This is a genomic window from Bradyrhizobium sp. USDA 4503, assembly GCF_054055815.1.
Window position 1 is genome coordinate 4,904,451 of sequence record NZ_JBSRXS010000001.1, and the last position, 23,787, is coordinate 4,928,237.

The 23,787-nt window shown below is 63.8% G+C and carries 23 protein-coding genes and 1 tRNA gene; 9 read left to right on the plus strand and 15 right to left on the minus strand.

The features are described 5' to 3' along the window. Window positions 1–748: 748 nt before the first annotated feature. A complete protein-coding gene (locus tag ACVMIH_RS23640; RefSeq protein ID WP_456863502.1) occupies window positions 749–3,592 on the minus strand; it encodes an autotransporter family protein in 2,844 nt (947 codons plus the stop codon). 851 nt (window positions 3,593–4,443) lie between these two features. On the opposite strand from ACVMIH_RS23640, the gene ACVMIH_RS23645 reads away from it, so the two are divergent. Beyond that, window positions 4,444–4,698: a hypothetical protein gene (locus tag ACVMIH_RS23645; protein WP_456866712.1), complete on the plus strand. Its 255-nt coding sequence runs from the start codon at window positions 4,444–4,446 to the stop codon at window positions 4,696–4,698. Between the two features lie 363 nt (window positions 4,699–5,061). Here the strand turns inward: ACVMIH_RS23645 and ACVMIH_RS23650 are convergent, their stop codons facing one another. Beyond that, window positions 5,062–5,550, minus strand: a complete 489-nt coding sequence (locus ACVMIH_RS23650; protein ID WP_057017678.1) for a MarR family winged helix-turn-helix transcriptional regulator — start codon at window positions 5,548–5,550, stop codon at window positions 5,062–5,064. A gap of 250 nt (window positions 5,551–5,800) precedes the next feature. Here ACVMIH_RS23650 and ectA point away from each other — a divergent pair, with 250 nt between their 5' ends. From ectA to ACVMIH_RS23685, 7 genes are all read left to right on the plus strand, one after another. Next, window positions 5,801–6,346: a diaminobutyrate acetyltransferase gene (gene ectA / locus ACVMIH_RS23655; protein ID WP_245311500.1), complete on the plus strand. Its 546-nt coding sequence runs from the start codon at window positions 5,801–5,803 to the stop codon at window positions 6,344–6,346. Window positions 6,347–6,350: 4 nt separating this feature from the next. Beyond that, window positions 6,351–7,679 carry a diaminobutyrate--2-oxoglutarate transaminase gene (gene ectB, locus ACVMIH_RS23660; RefSeq protein WP_057017677.1) on the plus strand — a complete coding sequence of 443 codons (1,329 nt, stop codon included), beginning with the start codon at window positions 6,351–6,353 and terminating at the stop codon, window positions 7,677–7,679. 15 nt (window positions 7,680–7,694) lie between these two features. Next, entirely contained in the window at window positions 7,695–8,108 is a 414-nt protein-coding gene (locus ACVMIH_RS23665) for an ectoine synthase (RefSeq protein WP_076827282.1), read from the plus strand. A gap of 65 nt (window positions 8,109–8,173) precedes the next feature. Then, window positions 8,174–9,052, plus strand: coding sequence for an ectoine hydroxylase (thpD, locus tag ACVMIH_RS23670; protein ID WP_283812345.1), 879 nt, complete (start codon window positions 8,174–8,176; stop codon window positions 9,050–9,052). After that, a complete protein-coding gene (locus tag ACVMIH_RS23675) occupies window positions 9,049–9,501 on the plus strand; it encodes a hypothetical protein (RefSeq protein WP_456855152.1) in 453 nt (150 codons plus the stop codon). Before thpD ends, ACVMIH_RS23675 begins: the two co-directional genes overlap by 4 nt. A 20-nt stretch (window positions 9,502–9,521) precedes the next feature. Beyond that, on the plus strand, window positions 9,522–10,772 hold the full coding sequence (locus tag ACVMIH_RS23680) for an MFS transporter (protein WP_456855151.1): 1,251 nt from the start codon (window positions 9,522–9,524) through the stop codon (window positions 10,770–10,772). Then, window positions 10,769–12,085 (plus strand): MFS transporter, encoded by a 1,317-nt coding sequence (locus ACVMIH_RS23685; protein ID WP_316398582.1) that lies wholly within the window; start codon window positions 10,769–10,771, stop codon window positions 12,083–12,085. The genes ACVMIH_RS23680 and ACVMIH_RS23685 overlap by 4 nt, the downstream gene beginning before the upstream one ends. Window positions 12,086–12,486: 401 nt before the next feature. Here the strand turns inward: ACVMIH_RS23685 and ACVMIH_RS23690 are convergent. The 9 genes from ACVMIH_RS23690 to ACVMIH_RS23730 form a co-directional block, all read right to left on the minus strand. After that, window positions 12,487–12,562, minus strand: a tRNA-Phe gene (locus tag ACVMIH_RS23690). Between the two features lie 140 nt (window positions 12,563–12,702). Next, window positions 12,703–12,897 (minus strand): DNA gyrase inhibitor YacG, encoded by a 195-nt coding sequence (yacG, locus tag ACVMIH_RS23695; RefSeq protein WP_057018155.1) that lies wholly within the window; start codon window positions 12,895–12,897, stop codon window positions 12,703–12,705. A gap of 453 nt (window positions 12,898–13,350) precedes the next feature. Beyond that, a complete protein-coding gene (locus ACVMIH_RS23700; RefSeq protein ID WP_018269043.1) occupies window positions 13,351–13,980 on the minus strand; it encodes a Maf-like protein in 630 nt (209 codons plus the stop codon). 198 nt (window positions 13,981–14,178) lie between these two features. Next, window positions 14,179–14,643, minus strand: coding sequence for an arsenate-mycothiol transferase ArsC (locus ACVMIH_RS23705; RefSeq protein WP_076828053.1), 465 nt, complete (start codon window positions 14,641–14,643; stop codon window positions 14,179–14,181). Between the two features lie 54 nt (window positions 14,644–14,697). Continuing rightward, window positions 14,698–15,204, minus strand: a complete 507-nt coding sequence (locus tag ACVMIH_RS23710) for a UPF0262 family protein (protein WP_016841326.1) — start codon at window positions 15,202–15,204, stop codon at window positions 14,698–14,700. Then, window positions 15,201–16,496 (minus strand): histidinol dehydrogenase, encoded by a 1,296-nt coding sequence (gene hisD / locus ACVMIH_RS23715; RefSeq protein ID WP_456863505.1) that lies wholly within the window; start codon window positions 16,494–16,496, stop codon window positions 15,201–15,203. The genes ACVMIH_RS23710 and hisD overlap by 4 nt, the downstream gene beginning before the upstream one ends. 198 nt (window positions 16,497–16,694) lie before the next feature. Further along, window positions 16,695–17,123 carry a DUF2948 family protein gene (locus ACVMIH_RS23720; protein WP_057018152.1) on the minus strand — a complete coding sequence of 143 codons (429 nt, stop codon included), beginning with the start codon at window positions 17,121–17,123 and terminating at the stop codon, window positions 16,695–16,697. Between the two features lie 84 nt (window positions 17,124–17,207). Further along, window positions 17,208–17,867: an epimerase gene (locus ACVMIH_RS23725; RefSeq protein ID WP_456855149.1), complete on the minus strand. Its 660-nt coding sequence runs from the start codon at window positions 17,865–17,867 to the stop codon at window positions 17,208–17,210. Between the two features lie 29 nt (window positions 17,868–17,896). Next, window positions 17,897–18,835 carry an SDR family oxidoreductase gene (locus ACVMIH_RS23730; RefSeq protein ID WP_057018150.1) on the minus strand — a complete coding sequence of 313 codons (939 nt, stop codon included), beginning with the start codon at window positions 18,833–18,835 and terminating at the stop codon, window positions 17,897–17,899. A gap of 169 nt (window positions 18,836–19,004) precedes the next feature. Here ACVMIH_RS23730 and ACVMIH_RS23735 point away from each other — a divergent pair, with 169 nt between their 5' ends. Next, window positions 19,005–19,610, plus strand: a complete 606-nt coding sequence (locus ACVMIH_RS23735; protein ID WP_229193278.1) for a TetR family transcriptional regulator — start codon at window positions 19,005–19,007, stop codon at window positions 19,608–19,610. 352 nt (window positions 19,611–19,962) lie between these two features. Here ACVMIH_RS23735 and ACVMIH_RS23740 read toward each other — a convergent pair whose 3' ends face one another. From ACVMIH_RS23740 to ACVMIH_RS23755, 4 genes are all read right to left on the minus strand, one after another. After that, on the minus strand, window positions 19,963–20,787 hold the full coding sequence (locus tag ACVMIH_RS23740; protein ID WP_456863508.1) for an alpha/beta fold hydrolase: 825 nt from the start codon (window positions 20,785–20,787) through the stop codon (window positions 19,963–19,965). A gap of 129 nt (window positions 20,788–20,916) precedes the next feature. Next, window positions 20,917–21,417, minus strand: coding sequence for a hypothetical protein (locus tag ACVMIH_RS23745; protein WP_456863511.1), 501 nt, complete (start codon window positions 21,415–21,417; stop codon window positions 20,917–20,919). Between the two features lie 177 nt (window positions 21,418–21,594). Then, window positions 21,595–21,903, minus strand: a complete 309-nt coding sequence (locus ACVMIH_RS23750) for a UBP-type zinc finger domain-containing protein (protein WP_057018148.1) — start codon at window positions 21,901–21,903, stop codon at window positions 21,595–21,597. 171 nt (window positions 21,904–22,074) lie between these two features. Further along, complete coding sequence (locus ACVMIH_RS23755) at window positions 22,075–23,772, minus strand: FAD-dependent oxidoreductase (RefSeq protein WP_456863514.1); 1,698 nt, start codon at window positions 23,770–23,772, stop codon at window positions 22,075–22,077. Window positions 23,773–23,787: the final 15 nt, after the last annotated feature.

The window sequence follows — 23,787 nt, forward strand, 5'->3', positions numbered from 1 at the left end:
CCCTGTAGTGGACCAGCTGCCGTACCAGTTCGCCAATTTGCTGCGTCGGCAGTAAGCGTCAGCATTGTTTCACACAGGGAGGTCTTCAAGGTACGAACACGTTCGTACCTGCCTCGCGCCGCCGGGGTCCGAAGGATCGAGCTTCACCATGCCCGCGGGGGTCGCTTGCGCCCCGAAGCCACGACGCGCTGTATTGAGCATGCATCTTGTGCCAGCGTGGCACGCAGTTGAACCAACGGAACGAAGCACGTTCAGCGGGATTGGTTGGGACACCCTTGCAAGGAGTCCGGATATGCGACCAACCAAGGCTTTGCTGGTTCTTAGCTTCATCGCATCTGCAGCAATGATACTCCCTTATGACGCCCAGGCCCGGCCCAGAGGAGCCGGCGCTCGATCGGCTCACTTCCACGGCGGAGGAATGCGGCCTGGTTGGCACGGCGGCGGCACGCGATGGCATGCCGGCGGCTGGCACGGCGGCCGCGCACGTTGGGCCGGCGGCGGCTATTACCGCGGTGGCGGTTACTATCGAGGCGGTTGGGGCGCCGGAGCTGCCGCAGCCGGTTTGGCGACTGGCGCAGCCATCGGAGCCGCGACGGCCTACAACTCCTGCTATCAGACGCGAAACGTGTGGAACGGTTACGCGTATGTTCAGCAAAGCGTGAGGGTCTGTTAGGCACTTCCTCGTCCGCTATGCCTGCGCGAGTGCGTTTCGCCGACCCTGTCTGGGCCGGCATCACGCCCTCGCGCGCTACCAGTCAACGCGCAGTCCGGCTTTCCCGCCGTAGGAGAAGCCGCCACCGTCGAACCGGCTCTGATAGGAAGCGTTGGCATAAAGCGACGTGGTCGACGTGACCTGTCCGCTGATGCCGGCATTGATCTCGCCCCACAGGCCGCCGAGGCTCGCCTGGAATGGAACGAAGCCGGTGTCCGACGAGAACAGCGTTTTCGGGTTGCCGAGGAATTCGTTCCACAGGCTCGGACGGATCCAGGCCGTCAGCGTACGCGGACTGTCATCGACCGCCCATGTTCGGCCAAATCGGGCACCGATCCGGGTTGCGAGCGAATCCACATCCGCAAAGCGGATTTGCGCCGCGATGTCGCTGGCGTCGTTGATGTGGATGTTCTGATACACCAGTTGCGCCTGCGGCTCGATGAAGAAGCCGCCGGCGAACTTGAAGGGATATCCGCCCTCCACCGACGCAGCCCCACCCTGAGCACCGGTCTTGAGCGCCGGAATGCCGCGATTTGCGCTGCTCGTGATGTCGTAGAACGTGCCTTGCAGGATCGAGTCGATGTACCAGCCGGTCGGCCCGAAATGCGTCCAGTAGCCACCGAGCGTGTAGGCGGAGAAGGTGTTGTCACCCTGGCTGCCATCGAAATGGGTGACCCGCCCGCGCGCGCCGCCGATCGCGAAATACGCCCCCGCCTGGTCGCGCGAACCGTCGGGACCGTCGTGTCGATAGACATCCATGCCCGCCTGCAGCGCCAGGAAATCATAGCTGAAGTGCGGTCCGGCTTCGCCACCCAACACGCCAAAGCTGTCGCCCTGATGCACGCCGTTGACCCCAAGCACGCGACCCCATCCGACCCTGGCGTTCTCGGGATTGGCGCGGAAGCGTTCGTCCTCCTCCTCGCCCACGCGTTCATGCAGCGTGTCGAGCAGGCTGCGTCCGTACAACAGCGTCATCGATGGAATTGCCGCGTAGAGCGAAGTCTCCTCGCGGTAGTCGGGAATATCGCCGCCGCCACCGTCGGCTCCGCCTCCACCTCCACCGCCACCGCCGCCACCGCCACCGCCGCCTCCTCCGCCGCCGCCTCCTCCACCTCCGCCGCCTCCACCTCCGCCGCCGCACCTAGGCACGTTGGGCAGATTGGAGCAGTTGATGAGACCGCCACCGCCGCAGGCGCGCAGATTGGGATGAGCGACACAGTCGAGGGTGTCGCGCAAATACCAGGCTTGCGGGTTGCTGGAGTCGACGCTCGAACGGAACAGCGAATATTGGTAAGGGCCGGCCAAGACCGGGTGAGACAGGCTGAAGGCACCAGCCGTCGTCGTCGCGCCATTGATCGCGTCGACGACGAGGATGCCGTTGCCGGTGGTGAGCGCGCCGCCGCCCGTGGTGTTGCTGATCTTCAGGAACGTGTTGCCGCCTGCCGTGCCGCCATTGATGACAAGCTTGTCCGACGGCGAACCGTCCGTGCCAAGATATGTATTGAGCCCGATGGTGCCGCCCTGGCCGACATAGTTCACTGCCGTCAGCGTCTTGTAGCTCGACAGCTGCGTCGGATCGCCGACAGGAGACGTGAACTGGATCATGCTCGAAGCGTTGATCAAATTGGTGACGTTCGAGTTGCCGGTCATGGTCCAGAGCGAATTGTTTCTCAGCGCGACGCTGGAGGTGCTGCCGGAGTCGGTGAGCGCAACGCCCTGCAGGGTCGAACTGTCCGCGACGAGGTTGAGCGTGGAGCCGCCGCTGACGTTCAGCCACTGATTGTTGTTCGCGACTGCAGTCACGCCGGTCAGGTTTACGCTGCTGGTGCCGCCTGGGGCGGCGATCGACGCGCCGTTCGGACTGGTCATGGTGACTCCGGAGAGCGTCGCTGCACCGCCACTTATGTTGAGCGCGTTGGCATCGGCTCCATTGGCCGTGAGTGAGCCACCGGTCATGCTCAGCGTACCGCTGCTTGTCACGCCGGCCGCATGGGTGCCTGCGCCTGATGTGGTGACCGTCGAGCTGCCGTCGAGCGTGACGCTGCCCGAATTGTCGGCCTGCACTCCGCGGCCTCCGCTGCTGTTCGGAACCGTTACCGTCACGCCGCTCGCCGTGAGCGTGCTGCCGGTGCCGCTGGCCTGCAGGCCGATCTCGCCCCCGCCGCTGCCCGTCGCGGCGACGCTGCCTCCCCTCAAGATGATCGCGCCGCCGTCGAGTGCCTTGGCACCGACATCGCCACCGCCGCCGGAAACCGTGACCGCAACGCCGTTTGCAGTGACATTGCTTCCGGACGATTGCGCCAACAGGCCGGTTTCGCCGCCGCCGTTCCCCTCAACGCTGACAGTGCCGCCGGTCAGCGTGACCGACCCACCGGAGTCCGCGCGCGCGCCAACGTCGTTGCCGCCGCCGCCGGGCATCGAAATGGTTGTACCCGTCGAGCTAATCTGGCTGCCGGCGCCCGTTGCCCACAGGCCGGTGTTGCCGCCACCGCCGACCGCATAGGCGATTGAGCTGTTGAGCAGACTGACCGTCGCCGCGTTGGTCGCCTTCGCAGCGACGTTGTTGCCGGCGCCGTTGAGACCGATGGTGAGTCCTGTCGCGCTGATCTGACTGCCCGTTCCATCAGCGCTCAGCGCAGTTCCTCCGCCGCCGAAGGCCGGATTGATGATCGAACCCGACTGAAAGATGATCTGGCCGCCGCTTTGTGCCGACGCGGCAGTGCTCCAGTTGCCGTTGATGCTCGCCCCGGAACTGAAGATGATCGTACCTGCAGCGTCCGCCAAACCGCCGATACTGCCGCCATTGAATGGGTTGATGTTGACGTTGTTGGTCGTGATCTGAGCGCTCGTACTTGCGTGAACGGCAGGCGTTCCGGTCAACGTCGTATTCGCGTCGATCGAGCAGCTTCCACTCGTTGCGGAGACAGTCGAATCCGGTGCGACCGTGCAGGACTGAGCCGAGGCCGCATCAATCAGCGCGCCCGACGCCATCAAGGCAAGCGCGGCGAGCCGGAACCGGCTCAGACAGGTCGCGACACATGGTCCCGGCTTATTCCCGAAGAATTGGACCAATGATTGCAGGGCAGCGCGCGTCGACGCCTGTTCCATGCGATTGCGCGCGCAAGATCCAAGGAGAGTCGAGCCGGTAAAGCACTTCATTTGCGCCGCCTTCCAAACCTGTCGTTCTCAACAACGTCAAATTGAAAAGAACGGGTTGCTTGGTCGCGGTGCAAAATGCAGGAGCGGCTACAATTCAAGATCGCAAATCATCATCCGACTATCAGGACGAAGATCAACTCGAATGTGGCGATCCGAAACGCGTGCTGCCGTTTGTTGGCAGTTGATGCTTTCGCATCACACAACTTGTGCAGTTCGTGCCAACCGTCGTGCTCTCTCGCGCACGTCCGACGCAACTTGACGCGGTGATCGGGCCGTTCCGCGATCACGCAACCTTTCATCAATTTGCATTCTCGCCTCTGTCCGGATTCGTCGGACGAATGGAATTGCCGTCCCATCGTTTGGGCATTGATCGCAGCATCCTTGCTACGCCGCGACTCCCTGCCGCATCCATGCCGCTTCTGCTGAAGTCGCATTCCAGATCGATCGGCAAGTCACGTCGATTTGATGCCGCGCACGAGACGCACAGGAACCACTTCCGGAGGTTGCATTTGGTTAGGTGCGAGAAAACGGGAACTTGCGGACCTGGCATTCAGTCATGCCAAGCTTCGTAAGTGTCGCAAGCAAACCAAATCCAGGGAGCAAGCCATGATGAGTCCGTCGGAACCGCCGCGGCGATCGCGACCGCTCCCTTCGGCGGCTGGCGCAATTCCTACGCCGCATATGGCACCTACGATCGGCCCGCCGCGTATGGCGACTACTATGCGTGGAACGGCGACTGGAACAGTTACGCGTCGCACAACGGCATCGTCTGCAGGCCCGGCACCTTTTTCAAGGGATCCGACGGACTCCAGCACCCCTGCCAATAGGGCTCTTCTGCTCTCAGACTAATCTACAGGCGGCCTGCATGGCCGCCTGCTCCAGTCCTGCCGGTCGCGTCGACAGCGCCTGCGCGGCTGAAGGATCGTATGCGCCCGAGCTGCCTAGTCGGATCGACGACAATATCCGGCTTCGTCCTCCGCGCTGCGCCGGAACGAGCGCCTGCGCGGAGCGATTGCTGGATGCGCAGCCCACCGATACCGACATTCAGTGCAGGTTTCGATGCGGCCCGAGCGGCTCGTCCGACTCCGCAATCATCCGATCCGACGTCGGCTTCTGATGATATGTCGGCCACTAACCTGCGCGGGAAGATCCGGCTCTGTCGAGCCGTCCACGCAGTCGAGGCAATCGACCTATCTGGGTTGGGATCGATCGATGGCCCCGCTGTCCAGCAATGGCGCGGCATCGATGTTGTGCGCGTCCATCAGCATGGCCAGCCGCTCTACTGCAGCAAGGATCATGGCCTGCTCCCATTGCGGCAACTGGACGAAGCGATCTGTAAACGTCAGGTGAAGCAAGTCGGGTGCGTTGGCCACGATGTCCCTGCCTGCCGGCGTCGCCGTCAGAAGGAACTGGCGCTTGTCGTTTGCGTTACGCTGGCGCTGCACTAGATCGAGCGCCACAAGCCGATCGACGATCGTCGTGATCGTTGCCTGACCGAACTGAAGCGCCTGCGCAATGACACCCGGTGTGGTTTTCTCGCGCGCGTCGATCTCTCGCAACACGAGCCATTGCGATGTCGTAAGGCCGGTCGCAATGGCCAGCTGGCGACTGCCGATCTCAGTTGCCCGCAGCACTCTTCGCAGGGCGCGCAGCGTCAGTGAGGCGATCTCTGATTTCATGTGGCTTTTCTTATAGCTACGGCCGCGCCGAGGCGAATCGTAACCGGTTCCAAGTGAGCCCTTCAAATTTTATTCGGATAACGAAATATCTACGAAGATTTTGATGTGAGATCTCAAGCCAATTTTCAAGATTTCGCCACTTATTTTCCTATAAGGTAAAGCGCTATATATTTCGGAGAATGAAGCGATTAATTCGAAATCTGAAGCAATAGCCGGCCCTCGGGTCGACGCTTTCGGTGGATCCTCGCCAGTGGTTTTCGACGCTGCTCCGGATGTCAACGAAGCGTTCCAGTTGAGAAAGCCGTCGCCCGCTGACGGCCCCGCGGTTACCCGCCTGGTCGCAGCCTGCGCGCCACTGGACTCCAATTCCGCCTATTGCAACCTGCTCCAGTGCACGCACTTCACGGACTCCTGCCTCGTTGCGGAACGTCACGCGCAAATTCTAGGATGGGTTTCAGGTTATCGCCCGCCTTCGGAACCGAACAGCTTCTTCGTCTGGCAGGTCGCGGTCGCGAAGGCGGCGCGCGGCAAAGGCCTTGCTCAGCGCATGATCAACGCGCTGCTGGATCGCCCTTCCGCCGAAAGTGCCAAGTATCTCCTCACCACAGTGACCGACGACAACGCTCCATCCTGGGCATTGTTCAACGGACTGGCCCGCGCGTGGGGCGCTCCGCTGATCCGCAGTGTGATGTTCGAGTGCGACGCGCATTTCGCCGGTAAGCACGCCACAGAGTGGTTGGCCCGCATTGGCCCCCTGCCAAACCGACAGCCCGGAGCCAGAGATCAGGAGAACTGACGACATGACCACAACAACCACACTTGCTCGCCATACACGACCCAAGCCGACCAGCCATATCCCGGACCGATCCATTTACGAACGCCGGGAGTCGGTCGTGCGGAGCTATGCGCGCACCATGCCGCGCCAGTTCAGCCGAGCTGACAATGTCTGGATGTATGATAATCAGGGCGGACGCTATCTAGACTTCCTGTCGGGATGCTCGACGCTTAATTACGGACACAATCATCCCGCGCTGAAGCAAGCGCTGATCGACTACATCTCGACTGACGGCATCACGCACGGGCTTGACCTGCATACCGACGCCAAGGCGGAGTTCCTCGAAACATTCGAGTCGCTGATTCTGAAGTCACGCGGGCTGGACTACCGCGTGATGTTCACCGGACCGACCGGCACTAACGCGGTCGAGGCCGCCATCAAACTGGCCCGCAAGGTGACCGGCCGTGGACTGGTGATCGCTTTCACGAACGGTTTCCACGGCATGACCCTCGGTGCGCTGGCCTGCACCGGCAATGCCGCCAAGCGCACCGGCGCGGGCGTACCACTCAGCCATGTCAGCCACGAGCCTTACGATGGCTATCACGGCCCGGATCTCGACACCGCCGCGCTGCTGGAACGGCGGCTGTCCGACCCTTCCAGCGGGCTCGATGCGCCGGCCGCGATTCTAGTCGAGACGGTTCAGGGCGAAGGCGGTCTCAACACCGCATCGCCGGATTGGCTGCGTGCAATCGCCGATATCGCAAAACGCCACGGCGCACTCCTTATCGTCGACGATATTCAAGCCGGATGCGGACGCACCGGTCCGTTTTTCAGCTTTGAAGGCATGGGTTTTACGCCCGACATCGTCACCATGGCAAAATCGCTGTCCGGCATGGGGCTTCCCTTCGCGCTGACACTGTTCCGACCCGAGTTGGATCAATGGTTGCCCGGCGAACACAACGGCACGTTCCGGGGCAACAATCACGCCTTCATCACGGCCACCGCGTCTCTGCGGAACTTCTGGAAGGATGACGAGTTCGAGCAGGACGTCCAGCGCAAGGGACGATTGCTCGCACGACGCCTGGATGCCATCGCTTCTGGATTCGGCCTTTCGACACGCGGCCGCGGCATGATGCGCGGCATCGACGTCGGGTCCGGTGAAACTGCCGATGCCATCACCAGCGCCTGTTTTGCCGCCGGACTCATCATCGAAACGAGCGGCGCACACGACGAAATCGTCAAGGTGCTTGCACCTCTCATTATCGACGACGCCGCTCTCTCGGCCGGCCTCGACATCATCGAGGAGTCGGTCCGCGCGGTGCGGACCGGCAGCTACGGCATTGCAGCCGAATAACGAAAGGAAAGAACAATGATCGTTCGTCAACTCCGCGACATTCAAAAGACCGATCGTCTCGTCAAATCGAAGGGCTGGGACAGTGCCCGCCTTCTGCTCAAGAGCGACGGCATGGGCTTCTCTTTCCACATTACGACGATGTACGCGGGCGAAGAACTCAAGATGCACTACCAGAACCATCTCGAGGCGGTTTTCATACTGAAGGGAACCGGGACCATCGAAGACCTCGGGACCGGCGAAACGCACAAGCTCGCACCGGGCATCATGTACGCACTCAACAAGAACGACCAGCATATCGTTCGCCCGGACACTGACCTCCTGACGGCCTGCGTGTTCAACCCGCCGGTCACCGGCCAGGAAGTGCACGATGAGACTGGTGCCTATCCGACTGATGTCGAAGCGCCGCGCGAGGCGGCCGTTAACTCCTGAAACAACTGAAAGAGGGAAAGGCATTGACAGACATTTACCCATCCCGTCTCACCTCGGAGGCCCAGATGCTTCCGCGTCTCGATCCCGTTATTCATAGCGACTGGAGCGAGAGCGCACCGCTAACGCGGCAGCAGGCCGAGCAGTTCGATCGCGATGGCTTCCTCGTGCTCAAGGATGTCCTCTCTCCCGAGGAAGTCGACCACCTGCAGACGCAGGCAAAGAAACTGCTATCGAGCCCTAACGGCCTCAATCCGGAAACGATCATCGCCGAGCCGGACAGCCAAGAAATCCGTTCGGTCTTCGAGATCCACTCTCAGAGTAGAGTGATCGGGCGCCTCGCCGCCGACGCACGCTTGTCAGGCATCGCTCAGTTCCTGTTGAACGACAAGGTCTACATCCATCAGTCACGCCTGAACTACAAGCCCGGCTTCGAAGGCAAGGAGTTCTACTGGCACTCCGACTTCGAGACTTGGCACGTGGAAGACGGCATGCCGCGCATGCGAGCACTCTCCATGTCAGTCCTGCTGGCGGAAAATACGCCGGACAATGGCCCCCTGATGCTGATGCCCGGATCGCACCGCGTCTTCCTGACCTGTATTGGGGCGACGCCGGAAGACCACTATCGCACGTCACTGAAGAAGCAGGAGTATGGCGTGCCCGACCGGCAAAGTCTGACCGAGTTGGCGCACCGCCACGGCATCGTGGCGCCGACCGGTAAGGCGGGCACGGTGGTGATCTTCGATTGCAACACGATGCACGGATCGAACGGCAACATCACGCCATTTCCACGCGCTAACGCGTTCTTCGTCTATAACGCCGTGAGCAACCGGCTGCAGGCGCCATTCGGCGTCAAAAAACCGCGGCCGAGCTTCGTTGCCGCGCGCAGCGACCCGAAAGCTCTCGTGCCTCAGCACGGCCCGTTGATGGAGGATGCTCTCGCATGAGCGGTTTTCATAGTGTCGAGAAGATCGGCGGCACATCGATGGCCGCGACTGGCACGCTATTCGACGACGTTCCGATCGCGGAGCGCAAGGGCGAGGACCTTTACAATCGCGCCTTTGTCGTCTCCGCCTGTGCCGGGACGACTGACCTGCTGCTGGAGCACAAGAAGACCTACGAGCCTGGTATCTATGCACGCTTTGTTGCCGATGACGGCGCGGACGGATGGCGTCAAGCGATGGCCGACAGCGACATCACTTGGCCAGGCTTGGTGTTCGATGCGCTGCGAGCCCTCGATAACGCACGAATCGACGTGATTGCGACGCGGCATCAGATTCGCAACGCTGACGTTCAGTTCGTCGTGACCGTTTGCCACTTCGATGCTAGCGCTAGGGTTCTGCATCGTGTCCCGGTGGAGGCCGACGGGGAAGCGGAAGGCCGGCGCGCGGCCTGACGGCGCGCGTCGCAATCGTCATGCTTGCGGCAATCTCCCCGGTTCGTAGCCTGCTGCTCGCCATCTTTATGCTCATGGCGGGAAGCGGGTTTATGGCGACGCTCCTGAGTTTGCGGCTCGAGCGGGCGGGACAGGGCACGATCGTGATCGGCGCGGTGGCGACCGCCTATTTTGCCGGGCTGGTCGTCGGAGCCCTGCGCTCGGGACGTATCGTCCGGCGCGTGGGACATATCCGCGCCTTTGCGGCGTTCGTTGCGCTTCTCTCCGCGAGCACGCTCGGCTACGCGCAAATCATCCATCCTCTGCTCTGGTCGGGACTGCGGCTGATCGACGGCTTCTGCGTCGCCGGCGTGTTCGTCTGTCTCGAGAGCTGGCTAAACGAACGCGCTGACGCGGCCTCGCGCGGCAGCATTCTAGCGGCCTACATGGTTGCACTATATTGCGGACAGGCGGTGGGACAGTTGCTGCTTGGAGCCAGCGGTGATTTGCCTGCTGTTCCGTTTCAACTAGCGTCAATGCTAATCTCGCTCGCGATCATTCCACTTTGTCTCACACGCAACTCGGCGCCGCCGCCTGCCGAAGCCGCGGCGTTCGGAACCCGAACACTCTTTGCCGCATCTCCCCTCGGTGCTGTCGGAGTAATGACGACCGGCTTGATGTTAGGGGCATTTTACGGATTGGCCGCAGTGCAGGTTCGACGCCTAGGGTTCGATTTATCGCAGACAGCCCACTTCATGATGATCGTGATTCTTGGCGGCGTGATCCTGCAATGGCCGCTCGGACGCATTTCCGACCGCTATGATCGTCGCCAGGTCATCGTGCTCAGTTTCGCGGCAACCCTGTGTATCAGCTTGGTCATCTCCTTTCTCTCGTCGGTCGGCCCGTGGCTGCTGATTCTCGGAACAATGTTTGGTGGTCTCAGCTTTGCGCTCTATCCACTCTGCGTGGCCCATTGCAACGACCGTCTGCACGCCGCACAACGTATCGCCGCAAGCGGACGGCTGGTGCTGTTGTATTCCGTCGGCGCCGCGCTCGGGCCGATCGGTGGAGCGATATTCATGACAGGCTGGAGCAGAGGCGGGCTTTTCCTTTTCATCGCCCTTTGCGCCGGCGGCGCGGCCGCGTTCGGCATGTGGCGGCAGACGGCAACCCCACCTGTTCCTGCACCCGAGCAGCAGGACTTTCAGATTCTTCCACGCACGACGCCGATTGCATCGCTGCTTGACCCCAATACGCCCGACGCAGCGGTGATCGGAGAACAGCAATCGTGAATGCCTCTGTTTCCGCACCTGATCCAACTGCTGATCGCGCCACGTTGCGCCGTGCGATTGCCGCCTCTGCCGTCGGCAATGCGACGGAATGGTTCGACTACGGCATTTATGCGTATGGCGTGACGTACATTTCCGCGGCACTGTTTCCCGGAGACGTCGGGGAAGCGGTGCTTTTTGCGTTGGCTACGTTCGCGATCTCCTTCCTCATACGGCCGCTAGGCGGGATATTCTGGGGATCGCTGGGAGACCGGGTGGGCCGAAAATCCGTGTTGGCGCTAACGATACTGCTGATGTCGGGCGCGACGCTGTGCGTCGGGCTTATTCCCTCCTACAACAGCGTCGGCTTCTGGGCGCCACTGTCGCTCGTTCTTCTCCGCATCGTACAGGGCTTTTCGACCGGTGGCGAATACGGCGGCGCCGCGACGTTCATGGCCGAGTACGCTCCCGATGACCGACGCGGCTTTTATGGGAGTTTCCTGGAGTTCGGAACGCTGGCCGGCTTCTCGCTGGGCGCATTCCTGATGTTATCCTTCTCGCTCTTTCTGGGTGATCAGGCGATGCACGACTGGGGATGGCGCGTTCCGTTTCTGGTCGCCGCGCCAATGGGCCTCGTCGGCGCGTATCTGCGCGCGAGAATGGAAGATACGCCGGTCTTCCGTGCCCACGAAACCGCAAGCCAGGCACGATCCTCACCAGGCCTGATCGCCCTTCTGGCACGTCACCGGCGTCCTATGCTCGTCGTCGGCGGCCTGGTGGTTGCGCTCAATGTCGTCAATTATACGCTGCTCAGCTACATGCCAACCTATCTTCAGAGCCGCATCGGCCTGTCGCCGGATGAGGCGCTTGCGGTGCCGCTCCTCGGCATGCTGTTCATGATGCTGTTCCTGCCATTTGCTGGCCGGCTCTCGGACCGAATCGGGCGCCGTCCGATGTGGAGCTTCTCCCTGATCGGGTTGTTTCTGCTGGTGGCCCCTCTCTACATGCTCATGGGCACGGGCCTCGTCGGCGCCTGTGTCGGCTTCATTCTGCTCGGGCTGCTCTACGTACCGCAACTCGCGACCATTTCGGCGACTTTCCCGGCCATGTTTCCCACCCACGTGCGTTTCGCCGGCTTCGCCGGCGCTTACAACATTTCGACATCCATTTTTGGCGGCACGGCGCCGGCAATCAACAGCGGCCTTATCTCTGTTACCGGGAACGAGCTGATGCCGGCCTATTACATGATGGCTACATGCGTTGTTGGGCTGATCGCGCTGCGCTTCATGCCGGAGACAGCTGGACGGACTCTTTATGAAGATCCTTTCGCGCGATAGGCTCTAGCTAGCACGCCAAACTTCCGAGACCGAGGAACGGCTGGAGCGCCTTTATGCGGCCATTGAGACCGGCGCTATCGACGGTACCGATGGATCCGGATCCCTCAAGAACCGGATCGCCGCGTTGATGGCAAGCCGGGGTAGGGCCGTTGTGGCTCTCCATTATGCGAAGAAGTCGAGTGCACCCCCCATCCAGATTGACCCGATCGCTATCGATCGGTTCACCCGCCTGATGCGTCAGCAACTCGTGTCGGGCGACGTCGCTGCTCGGAAGGCCTATCTCGCAAGCGTGGTCGACGCGATCATCGCGTCGGAGGACCGTCGGCTCAAATGACAGCATCCGGTCCGTTTTCGGCCGAAAGGGTCAACCCAAACCTTGGTTTCATAAATCTGTTCAGGAGTGGTGCCCAGGGGCGGGATCGAACCACCGACACTGCGATTTTCAGTCGCATGCTCTACCAACTGAGCTACCTGGGCATACCCGCGGGGCCGAAAAGGCCGGAGCGAGCGGGCGGTTTATAGAGAGGTCGGAGCGTCGTGTCCACCCGCCTTCGCCAAAGGCTTCGCCGGCCGCGGCCCGCCCGGCACTCTTTCCCCAACTTGTTGGGAAATCTTGGCTATTCCGGGTCCTCCGCGTCGTCCTCGCGGCCGGGCACGACATAGCGGCCGGTCAGCCAGCGGTTGAGATCGACGTCGCGGCAGCGCGCCGAGCAGAACGGGCGGAAGGCCTGCTCGACGGGCTTGCCGCAGATCGGGCAGGCGCGCGGGGTGGCAGAGGGTATGGCCTTGGGCGTTCGGGCTTGGTCGGTCATGGCTGAGCCGGAGTTTACATCATCTGCCGCATGTTCCGCTGCGTTCCCTCCCTGCTTACGGGTAGGGCAATCGCATATGCGTCTTCGCCGGCCGCGCAGGTGCTTGGCCTCGTGGCTCGAGACGGCGGCCTCGCCCGCAAGCGCAGGGCGATAGCCTCGGAGCGAAGGGCGTCTCCGCGATTTCTGGATAATGGAAGAATGCCGCTGATTTGCCCGACGAGTCAAGTTGTCGTGTCGAACGCCCGCAGCCGCCGGCTACTTTGCATGGGGTTGTTTTCGATATTTTGGCAGCGCGCCCCTGCGGCAGGCTATCGCGTCCGGCTATCGGCCTCGTTGCATAGCCCGGCCATGACGATGTGGAGCAGTTGGGGTGGGGTCTCATCGCGAGTCGTTCACGAGGAAAGAGTCCCATCCGTATCGCATCTGCGATGCGATACGACCTCAGTGGATACCTCACACCGCGACGGAGTTGAGCCAGCCGTGGCGGATCGGAAAGCCCTCGCCGCCGAGCAAGGTCACGGTCTCGTAGAGCGGCAGGCCGACCACATTGGTGTAGGAGCCGACCATCTTGACCACGAACGACCCGGCAATGCCCTGCACCGCGTAGCCGCCGGCTTTGCCGCGCCATTCGCCGGAGCCGATATAGGCCTGGATGTCGTCCTCGCTGAGCCGCTTGAAGCGCACGCGCGTTTCGACCAGGCGCTGACGGAATGCCTCGCGCGGCGTCACCACGCAGATCGCGGTGTAGACGCGGTGATTGCGGCCCGACAGCAGCCGCAGACACTGCGCGGCCTCGTCGACCAGATTGGCCTTGGGCAGGATGCGGCGGCCGACCGCGACCACGGTGTCGGCGGCAATGATGAAGGAGCCGCGCAGGTCGTCGTCGAGATGCACCGATTTCAGCGCCGCGTCGGCCTTGGCACGCGCCAGGCGGTTGGCGCAGGCGCGCGGCAACTCGCCCCGCCGCGGAGTCTCGTCGACATCGGCCGGGCGCAGCGCATCGGGCTCGATGCCGGCCTGGTTGAGCAGGGCCAGCCGCCGCGGCGAACCGGAAGCAAGAACGAATTTGGGACGGCCTAGCATGCGGGCTTTTGGGCTGAATCGGGGGGGACAGACGCGGGCGGAACCTATCGGATGGGGCATGGATGCACAACCTTGGAACCGGCCGCGAATCGCGCCCCCGCCTGAGACCAGACCCCATAAGCACAGCTGTTTGTCAGTCTGGCGACAAGCGGCGGTTCTGCGAATCGGAACACGCTGGTCCCCTCGCCTGGCCGCGCCTCACAGGTTTGCCGCGCCGGCCCTGGCAAAGCGGCGGCGGATGCGCAGCAACAGGCCGTCGCAGACCTCGCGGTAGGCGGCGAGCTTCTGCTCGCGGTTGCCGCTGGTGCCGGTCGGATCCTGCGTCGGCCAGTATTCGACATCGGCGGCGAGCGTGCGGGTGAGATCCAGCGCCCTGTGGTGCGCCTCCGGCGACAGCGTGATGATGAGATCGAAGTTCAGCCCCTCCCAGTCCTCGAGCTCCTCGAAGGTTTGCGGCTTGTGGCTGGAAATGTCCTGGCCGAGTTCGGCCATCACCGAGACGGCGAACGGGTCGAGTTCGCCCTTCTTGACGCCGGCCGAGCGAACATAGAGGCCTTGCGGAAACATCTGCTGCAGCAGGCTTTCGGCCATCGGCGACCGCACGCTGTTCAGGCCGCATGCGAACAGCACGGCCTGGGGGTTGCGCGCGCGCGGCGCTTCCATGCGATCAGGCTTTTTTCGATCGGGGTACGCCCCCGTCAATCACCGCTTCACCGATCATGCGCCTTCACCCTTCCAGTGCAGCACAGTGATCAGCGTGAACAGCCGCCGCGCGGTCTCGAAATCGACGCGCACCTTGCCCTTGAGCCGCTCCTGCAGCGTGCGCGAGCCCTCGTCATGGATGCCGCGGCGGCCCATGTCGATCGCCTCGATCTTGTCCGGCGTCGCGGTCCGGATCGCCTGATAATAGCTGTCGCAGATCATGAAGTAGTCCTTCACGACGCGGCGGAACGGGGTCAGCGACAACAGATGCGCGACCACCGGCGCGCCGTCCTCCTTGCGGATATCGAACATCAGCCGGTTGCCGGTGATCGCGATATGCAGGGTGTAAGGCCCCGGCCCGGCGGCGCCCTCGGGCGCGAACAGGTTCTGCTCGATCAAATCGTAGATCGCGATCGCCCGTTCATGCTCGATATCGGGCCCGGAACGGCCGATCGATTCCTCGTCGAGCGTCACCGCGACGATGCGATTGTTGGAATCCTCGTCGTCTGGTGGCTTGTTCATGAGAGGTTGAGGCGCAATCCGACGGAACGTGAATGGGCATCGAGACCCTCGGCCTGGCCGAGCGTCATCGCGGCGGGCCCGAGCGCACGGAGTTGATCCGGCCCGCACCGCAGGATCGAGGTTCGCTTCATGAAGTCAAGCACCCCGAGGCCCGAGGAGAACCGCGCCGAGCGCGCGGTCGGCAGCACATGGTTGGAGCCGCCGACATAGTCGCCGATCGCCTCCGGGGTATGGGCCCCGAGGAAGATCGCGCCGGCGTTGCGGACCTTGTTCGACAGGCCCTCGGCATCCGCGGTCATGATCTCGAGATGCTCGGCCGCGATCGCATTGGCGAGCTCGACCGCGTCGTCGAGTTTTGCCACCTTGATCACGGCACCGAAGTCGTTCCACGAGGTGCGGGCGATCTCGCCGCGCGGCAAGGTCGCTAGCTGCGTCTCGACCGCGCGCTCGACGTCGGCGGCGAGCCGTGCACTGTCGGTGATCAGGATCGACTGCGCGCTGACGTCATGCTCGGCCTGGGCCAAGAGGTCGGCCGCGATCCAGTCGGCATTACCGGTGTCGTCGGCGATGACCAGCACCTCGGAGGGGCCGGCGATCATGTCGATGCCGACCTTGCCGAACACCAGCCGTTTTGCCGCGGCGACATAGGCGTTGCCGGGGCCGACGATCTTGGCGACCGGCGCGATTGTCGCGGTGCCGTAGGCCAGTGCCGCCACCGCCTGGGCGCCGCCGACGCGGTAGATTTCCGAGACGCCGCCGAGATGGGCGGCGGCGAGCACCAGCGGGTTGAGCTTGCCGTCCGGCGCCGGAACCACCATCACCACCCGCGGCACGCCGGCGACCTTGGCCGGCACCGCGTTCATCAGCACCGAGGACGGATAGGCCGCGGTGCCGCCGGGCACGTAGAGGCCGACCGCATCGACCGCGCTCCAGCGCCAGCCGAGCTCGACGCCGGCGGCATCGGTGAAGCGCTCATCCTTCGGCAACTGGCGGCGGTGGAAGGTCTCGATCCGGTCGCGCGCGAACCTCAGGGCGTCGACGGTCTTGGGATCGCAGGCCGCAACCGCGGCGTCGATCTCGGCTGCGGTAATGCGCAGGCCGGCCGCCTCGATATCGAGGCGGTCGAACTTTTTGGTCGCCTCGAGCAGCGCCGCGTCGCCGCGGGCCGCCACGTCGCCGACGATCGTGCGGGTGGCGCGCTCGACGTCGGCCGACACCTCGCGCTTGGCCGCCAGGAAATCGCGGAATCGCTGCTCGAAATCGGCGCTCTGTCGGTCCAGGCGAACGGGCATGACGGCTTTCTTAGGAGGAATTCGGGTCCCTGCTCAATGGCGCGACGGATAATGGCCGTCAACCCTTGGGGGATGTCATTCCGGGATGGTCCCAAGGACCAGACCCGGAATCTCGAAATTCCGGGTTCGGTCCGGAGCCTGTCATCGGGCCGCGCCTTGCGCGGACCCGTTGGGACCGCCCCGGAATGACGTGCCCAATCACCCCGGCGCCACGCCGAGATCGTCGATGCCCAGATCAGTCAATTCGCACTCCAGGCACTCGACATCCAGCCGCAGCGCCCCACCATGGCCGAACATCAGGAGCGCGCTGCCGCCCGGCGGGTCGGAGGCATAGAACTCGATCCCGAGCAGTTCCAGGGTGGCTTCCGGGACTTCCAGGTCGATATTGCGCGACTTGCATGCCAGCACCCGGTCGAACCTGAGCGCGGCGATCAGCCGGCGCGAGCAGGCGCCGCCCGACAGGGTCTGCTCCCAGTCCAGCCGGTTCAGGCCGACCACGAGCCGCTTCTCGTCCTGGCGCCAGACGATGTCGGAGGGCTGGACGTGGGCGTCCTGCACATGAGCCGAGATGACCGCGAGGTCATCGGCATCGAGAGCAATCAGTTTCAGCGGCGCGGGTGGGGACATGACGGTGGTTATAACGCCTCGCGGTCCGGGAGGTACCAAGAGACCTGGCGAAATCGCCGCTCGAGGGAACCGGCCCACCGCGCTTCAGAGGCGATTGATGTCCTCGCTCTCCAGCACCGGCCTGGGGTAGCCGTCGCGGGCGACCTTCAGCATGGCGCGGCCGAGCTGTTCCGACGTCGTCATGTAGTTCGGGGCGACCCGCACCAGAAAGGAAAGCAGCGGCGAGGTCGCGAGATAGATCGCCTGCACCCAGCCGGTCTTGGAGCGGACGCCATGCAGCGGCTGGATCCCGGCGGGCCGGAACATGTAGGCGGCCTTGAACGGCAGCTTGAGCAAATCGTTCTCGGTCTTGCCCTTCACCCGCGCCCACATCAACGGGCCGCGCTCGGTGGAATCGGTGCTGCGTCCCGTGACATAGCTGAACACCATGCCGGGATTGAGCCGCGCCAGCACCGTCGCCGCGGCCAGCGTGATGTCGTAGGTGAGATGGCGGTAGCGTGCCTCGTCCATGCCGATCGAGGAGACGCCGAGGCAGAAGAAGCAGGCGTCGTAGCCGGCAAGCTGAGGCTCGATCGCGCTGTAATCGACGAAATTGTCGTGGATCAACTCGACAAGCTTGGCATCGCGCTGCCCGGTCGGGCTGCGCCCAACCGCGAGCACGCGCTCGACACCGGGATCGAGCAGGCATTCGCGCAGCACGCCCTGCCCGACCATGCCGGTCGCGCCGAACAGGATGACCTTCATCTCGATTGCCCTGCTGCCGCCCGATCCGTTCAGGCGGCGGTTGCGACCTGATCAAACGATACACCGGTCAGCGCCGCCGAGATATCCCATAGCCGCTGCGCTACCGCGGTGTCCCTGGCGTGCGGCATGATGCGCGCCGGCGCAGGTGGGCCCTTCAACTCGTAGAACCCGTTGGGGCCGTAATAGCCGCCCGGCTGGGCCGCGGCTGAGGTCGCCGCGAACAGCGTCGGCAACGCGCCCGCCGCCGCGGAGTGGCTCATGATCGGCTGCAAATATCGACCGAGCCGCCACGACAGGCTGTCGGTGCCGGGACCGTTCGGGATCAGCTCGGTGCGCGCGTAGCCGGGATGCGCGGCATTGCTCATCAATCCCCAGCCGTTGATCGCACTGCGACGCTGCAATTCGAGCGCGAACATCAGCATCGCAAGCTTTGACTGGCAGTAGGCGCGCCACGGCGCGTAGGAACGGCGGGCCTGCAGATCGTCGAAATTGATGACGCCGGAGCGATGCGCAAGGCTGGAAAGATTGACGACGCGGGTGTTGTGGCCGCGGCGGAGCTGCGGCAACAGCAGCGCGGTCAACGCATAGTGGCCGAGATAGTTGGTGCCGAACTGCATCTCGAACTCGTCAGCGGTGACCTGCCGCGTCGGCAGCGACATCACCGCGGCATTGTTGATCAGGAGATCGAGCGTGGTATGCGTGGCGGCGAAGCGCCCGGCGAAATCGGCGACCGATGCGAGGTTCGTGAGGTCGAGCGTTTCATAGGTCACCGCGGCATCGGGAAGCTGCGCGCGGATCCGCGCCAGCGCGTCCTGCCCCTTGGCGCCGTTGCGACCGGTGAGCACGACATTGGCGCCGGCGCGCGCCAGTTCCAGCGCGGTCTCGTAGCCGAGTCCGCCGGTAGCGCCCGTGATCACGGCGGTCCTGCCGCCCTGCCGCGGAATGTCTGCAGTGCTCCAGCCGGTCATGCTTATATCTCCTTGCGACACGATTCGGGTTTCTCGTCGGGTTCCTGCGGGTCCAGCCGCATCCGACGAAATGTGCACTAAGTGCATTTTTGCAAGGGGTGAAAAATTGCAACGTCCGGCGCCCGCGCGAAAACCGGCCAGGAAATCGATCAAAAGACCGGTCAAGTCGGTGCAATCCAAAGCGAATCCGGCGTCGCCGGCGGCGGGCCTGCGCGCGCGCAAGCGGCAGGAGACCCGGGAGCGGCTGACCAAGGCCGCGATGATGCTGTTTCTCGAGCGCGGCTTCGAGGCGACCACGCTCGACGACATCGTCGCCGCCGCCGACGTCTCGCGCCGCACCTTCTTTCACTATTTCGCCTCGAAGGAAGACGTGGTGCTGGCCTGGCAGGAGGACGGCACCGCGGCACTGATCGCAGCCGTTGCGGCGCGCCCGGCCACTGAATCCATGCTGCAGGCCGCCGAGAACGCCATCGCCGACATGGTCAAGCAGATCGATCCGCGCGAGGCGGTCGCGCTGGCGCGGCTGAAGCGCGACAATCCAGCGCTGCAGGCGCGCGATCAGGCCAAATATGAAGGGCTTGAGCGCGAACTCGCCAACGCGTTGCTCAAGCGCGCCAACCACAAGAATGACCGGATGAAAGCCCGGCTGGTCGCGATGATCACGACCGGCGCGATGCGCGTCGGCAGCGAGCTCTGGGCCGACGATGGCGCCCGCGAGAAGCCGGACCTGGTCGCCAAGCGCCTGTTCGCCGCGATCCGCGCGATTTTCGAGTGAGCCAGCCGATCACGGCGCTTCCGAAACATAGTCTCCGTAAGGCGAGCACATGCTTCGGACTCCTCCCCCTTTTGGTAGGGCAATCGCATATGGCCGTTTGAGGCGATCGGAGTTCCCACAAACTCGTCATGCCCGGGCTTGTCCCGGGCATCCACGTCTTCGTTTCCACGCGAAGAGAAGACGTGGATGGCCGGGACAAGTGTTTAGCCCGGACAGAACGGCGCGGAGGAATCGGTTCATTCCATATGCGATTGCCCTGCCCCTTGTGGGGAGAGGAGTAAGCCACCGGGCGAGGTGGATTGAGGCTGCGCAATGTTGAGACGCGCGGCGCAGAGCACAGCCTCTCTCACCTTCAGCCCTTGATGAACGCCAGCAGGTCGGCGTTGATCGTCGCGGCCTCCGTCGTCGGCATGCCGTGCGGAAAACCTTTATAGGTCTTCAGCGTGCCGTTCTTCAGAAGCTTGGCCGAGAGCGGGGCGGAGTCGGCGTAGGGCACGATCTGGTCGTCGTCGCCATGCATCACCAGCACCGGCACGTTGATCTTCTTCAGATCCTCGGTGAAGTCGGTTTGCGAGAACGCGACGATGCCGTCGTAATGCGCCTTGGCGCCGCCCATCATGCCCTGCCGCCACCAGTTCTGGATCACGGCCTCCGACGGTTTTGCGCCGGGCCGGTTGTAGCCGTAGAACGGCCCGGCCGGCAGATCGCGGTAGAATTGCGAGCGGTTGGCGGCGAGTTGGGCCTGCAAGCCGTCGAATACCGACTTCGGCAAGCCGCCGGGATTATTCGCCGTCTGCACCATCAACGGCGGCACCGCGCTCAGGATCGCCGCCTTCGCCACCCGGCTCTCGCCGTGGCGGGCGATGTAGTGCACCACCTCGCCGCCGCCGGTGGAATGGCCGACATGGACGGCGTTCTTCAGGTCGAGATGCGCGGTGACGGAAGCGAGGTCGTCGGCATAGTGATCCATGTCATGACCGTCGGCGACCTGGGCGGAGCGGCCGTGGCCGCGGCGGTCATGGGCGACGACGCGAAAGCCGTGCCCCACGAAGAACAGCATCTGCGCGTCCCAGTCGTCCGACGACAGCGGCCAGCCATGGCTGAACACGATCGGCTGGCCCGAGCCCCAATCCTTGTAGAAAATCTCGACGCCGTCTTTGGTGGTGATGGAGGGCATTTGATTGCTCCTCTTGTTGCCAATGCGTCATTCCGGGGCACGCGAAGCGTACCCGGAATCTAGAGATTAGATTGCGAGATTCCGGGTTCGACGCTGCGCGTCGCCCCGGAATGACGAGGTGTTGTCAGATCAGGCGAACGTGACCGGCCTGAACCGGCGCCAGGCACCGATGGTCACCAGGACGAAGAACACCAGCACGATGCCCTGCACCACGGCAAAGACCGGCCCGGATGGCGGGTTCGGCGGCACGGCTGGCGCCAGCGCCTGCAACGCCGGCACCTTGAGGAAGCTCTGGATGACCAGCACGAAGACGTTGAGATAGAGCGAGACCATCGCGGTCACGATATAGATCGGACGCCAGGCGCCATTGAGCTGCATCGCATAGAGCGCAATGCAGGCGATCGCGAGCAGCACCAGCGAAAGCCCGCCGATGATGTGCGACGGCAGCAGCTTCTCGGTCACCAAAGGCGGGATCACGAAGCCGGTGGCGCTGGTCAGGATCGTGAGCGCGAGGAAGATCGCGGTCAGCCCCGGCATCGCGCGCGAGCCGAGCAGCCCGAACATCACGAGCACGCCGGCGACGATTGCAATCAGGCTGATAATGACGTGCACGAGCACCAATGTCGTCATGTGGCGCACTCCCCGTTGAGACCCGCGTGCGAGGTTACGATGCGTGACGGAAAATTGCTACATGCTTCGATGGCAGGACGGCCGACATCCCATCAAAAATTGCCGGCGCGGGCGATTGCTGAAAATTTTCGCACATATGTCACACGATGCGGCACGTGCGCCGTGCGAGAAGCCTCGTCAATAATAGCGCGGGATCGGTCCGTTATGCGGCGTCTTGCGCTTCGACAGGTCGAACAGCACCTCGTCGACATAGCACCAGCCCCAGCCTTCCGGCGGATCGTAGCCCTCGATCACGGGATGGCCGGTGGCGTGGAAATGCGCCGTCGCATGCCGGTTCGGCGAATCGTCGCAGCAGCCGACATGGCCGCAAGTGCGGCAGATGCGCAAATGCAGCCAGCGGCTGCCGCTCTTCAAGCATTCCTCGCAGCCAAGCGCACTCGGCGTGACATCCTGGATGCCGGCGATATGGGTGCAGCCTTTTGTCATTCTGGCTTCCTTACTTGTGCGTCTCTTTTAACCCGTCATCCCCGCGCAAAGCTTCGCCTTTGTCGCTGGAGGTGCGAGCGGAGCGAGCCTCGAAGGATGCACGGCCCGCACTGTGGCCGATTCATCCTTCGAGACGCTGCTTCGCGGCTCCTCAGGATGACGGGGGAAAAGCTACAGCGTCGGACTGCCCGCGTCAGCGAGATAGCCGTGCAGCGCGGCCACCACCTGAGCGCCCTCGCCGATCGCGCCGCCGACGCGCTTGACCGATCCGGAGCGGACGTCGCCGACCGCGAACACGCCGGGCACCGTGGTCTCGAGCAGCGGCACGGCGCGCGCGCCTTCGCCGGTCTGCACGCCGGTCATCACGAAGCCGCCGCGGTCGACCTGCACCCCGCAGCCCTCGAGCCAGCCGGTCGCCGGATCGGCGCCGACAAACAAAAAGAGATTGCGGATATCCATGATGAACTCGTCGGGCGCGAGCCGGCTGCGCCAGCGCACCCGCTGCAGCGTCTCCGCGCCGTCGAGCCCGATCACCTCGGTGTTGAACATCAATTCGATATTCGGCGTCGCCTCGATGCGCTCGATCAAATAGCGCGACATGCTGGCTCCGAGCCCGCCGCCGCGGATCATCATGTTGACCTTGCGGGCATGCGCCGACAGGAACACCGCCGCCTGCCCCGCGGAGTTGCCGCCGCCGACCAGCACGACGTCCTGGTTGGCGCAGAGCCGCGCCTCGATCGGCGAGGCCCAGTACCAGACGCCGCGGCCTTCAAACGCATCGAGATTGTCGATCTCGGGCCGGCGATAGCGCGCCCCGCTGGCGACCACCACGGATTTCGCGCGCAGCGTATGCCCGCAGGCGGTGTCGAGCACGAATGCGCCGGACGCTTTCGTGCAGTCGAGCGATTTGATCGAGACCGGGATCAGCATCTCGGCGCCGAATTTCTGCGCCTGGTTGAAGGCGCGCCCGGCCAGCGCCTGGCCGGAGATGCCGGTCGGAAAGCCCAGATAGTTTTCGATGCGCATGCTGGCGCCGGCCTGGCCGCCGAAGGCGCGGGAATCGAACACCGCAACCGACAGGCCTTCCGACGCCGCATAGACCGCGGTGGCAAGCCCGGCCGGGCCGCTGCCGACCACGGCGACATCGTAGAGTTTTTCATGCGCGCTGTTGCCGATCATGCCGAGCGCCATCGCAAGCGCGGTCTCGGACGGATTGCGCAGCACCGTGCCGTTGGGACAGACCACCAGCGGCAGCTCGGCGCGCGTCGGCGAATAGCGCGCGACGAGGTCGGCGGCATCCTTGTCGGTCGCGGGGTCGAGGAGGTGGTGCGGCTGGCCGTTGCGCGCCAAAAAATTCTGCAGCGACGCCATGTTGCCGACCGAGGCGGGGCCGATCAGCACCGGCCCGCCGGCGCCGCCCTGGATCAGGCTGACGCGGCGCAGGATCAGCGCGCGCATGATGCGCTCGCCGAGATCGGCCTCCGCAACCAAGAGCGCGCGCAGCCGGTCGGGCGGCAGCAGCAGCGTCTCGACCACCCCATCGGCATGGCCGTCGACCAGCGCCGGGCGGCCGGAGAGCTGGCCGATCTCGGCGAGGAACTGGCCCGGTCCCTGGTCGATGATCGGCGCGACATGGCCGAGGCCGTCGCGCTGGGTGATCGATACATTGCCCGACAGCACCACGAACATGCCGGGCCCGGGCTTGCCGGTCTCGAACAGCGCCTCGCCGTCCTGGTATGAGCGCGGCTCGCCGAAGCGGCGCATCCGCTCGATCTCGTGCGCGGTCAGGGTCGGAAAGGTCTGCTCATGGCGCGGGAAGGCGTAGGCGGTTGCGCTCAGCCGATCGATCGTCGTCTCATCTACAGCCATCTCGGCAACCCGCTT

Bases quoted from the DNA above. Each gene is read 5' to 3' on its own strand.
- ACVMIH_RS23680 (WP_456855151.1), top strand. From the start codon at position 9,522: ATGCTTGCGGCAATCTCCCCGGTTCGTAGCCTGCTGCTCGCCATCTTT.
- ACVMIH_RS23710 (WP_016841326.1), bottom strand. From the start codon at position 15,204: ATGAACAAGCCACCAGACGACGAGGATTCCAACAATCGCATCGTCGCG.
- ACVMIH_RS23650 (WP_057017678.1), bottom strand. From the start codon at position 5,550: ATGAAATCAGAGATCGCCTCACTGACGCTGCGCGCCCTGCGAAGAGTG.
- ACVMIH_RS23675 (WP_456855152.1), top strand. From the start codon at position 9,049: ATGAGCGGTTTTCATAGTGTCGAGAAGATCGGCGGCACATCGATGGCC.
- ACVMIH_RS23740 (WP_456863508.1), bottom strand. From the start codon at position 20,787: ATGCCCTCCATCACCACCAAAGACGGCGTCGAGATTTTCTACAAGGAT.
- ACVMIH_RS23665 (WP_076827282.1), top strand. From the start codon at position 7,695: ATGATCGTTCGTCAACTCCGCGACATTCAAAAGACCGATCGTCTCGTC.
- thpD (WP_283812345.1), top strand. From the start codon at position 8,174: ATGCTTCCGCGTCTCGATCCCGTTATTCATAGCGACTGGAGCGAGAGC.
- ACVMIH_RS23705 (WP_076828053.1), bottom strand. From the start codon at position 14,643: ATGGAAGCGCCGCGCGCGCGCAACCCCCAGGCCGTGCTGTTCGCATGC.
- ACVMIH_RS23745 (WP_456863511.1), bottom strand. From the start codon at position 21,417: ATGACGACATTGGTGCTCGTGCACGTCATTATCAGCCTGATTGCAATC.
- yacG (WP_057018155.1), bottom strand. From the start codon at position 12,897: ATGACCGACCAAGCCCGAACGCCCAAGGCCATACCCTCTGCCACCCCG.
- ACVMIH_RS23755 (WP_456863514.1), bottom strand. From the start codon at position 23,772: ATGGCTGTAGATGAGACGACGATCGATCGGCTGAGCGCAACCGCCTAC.
- ACVMIH_RS23750 (WP_057018148.1), bottom strand. From the start codon at position 21,903: ATGACAAAAGGCTGCACCCATATCGCCGGCATCCAGGATGTCACGCCG.
- ACVMIH_RS23720 (WP_057018152.1), bottom strand. From the start codon at position 17,123: ATGTCCCCACCCGCGCCGCTGAAACTGATTGCTCTCGATGCCGATGAC.
- ACVMIH_RS23730 (WP_057018150.1), bottom strand. From the start codon at position 18,835: ATGACCGGCTGGAGCACTGCAGACATTCCGCGGCAGGGCGGCAGGACC.
- ACVMIH_RS23700 (WP_018269043.1), bottom strand. From the start codon at position 13,980: ATGCTAGGCCGTCCCAAATTCGTTCTTGCTTCCGGTTCGCCGCGGCGG.
- hisD (WP_456863505.1), bottom strand. From the start codon at position 16,496: ATGCCCGTTCGCCTGGACCGACAGAGCGCCGATTTCGAGCAGCGATTC.
- ectB (WP_057017677.1), top strand. From the start codon at position 6,351: ATGACCACAACAACCACACTTGCTCGCCATACACGACCCAAGCCGACC.
- ACVMIH_RS23725 (WP_456855149.1), bottom strand. From the start codon at position 17,867: ATGAAGGTCATCCTGTTCGGCGCGACCGGCATGGTCGGGCAGGGCGTG.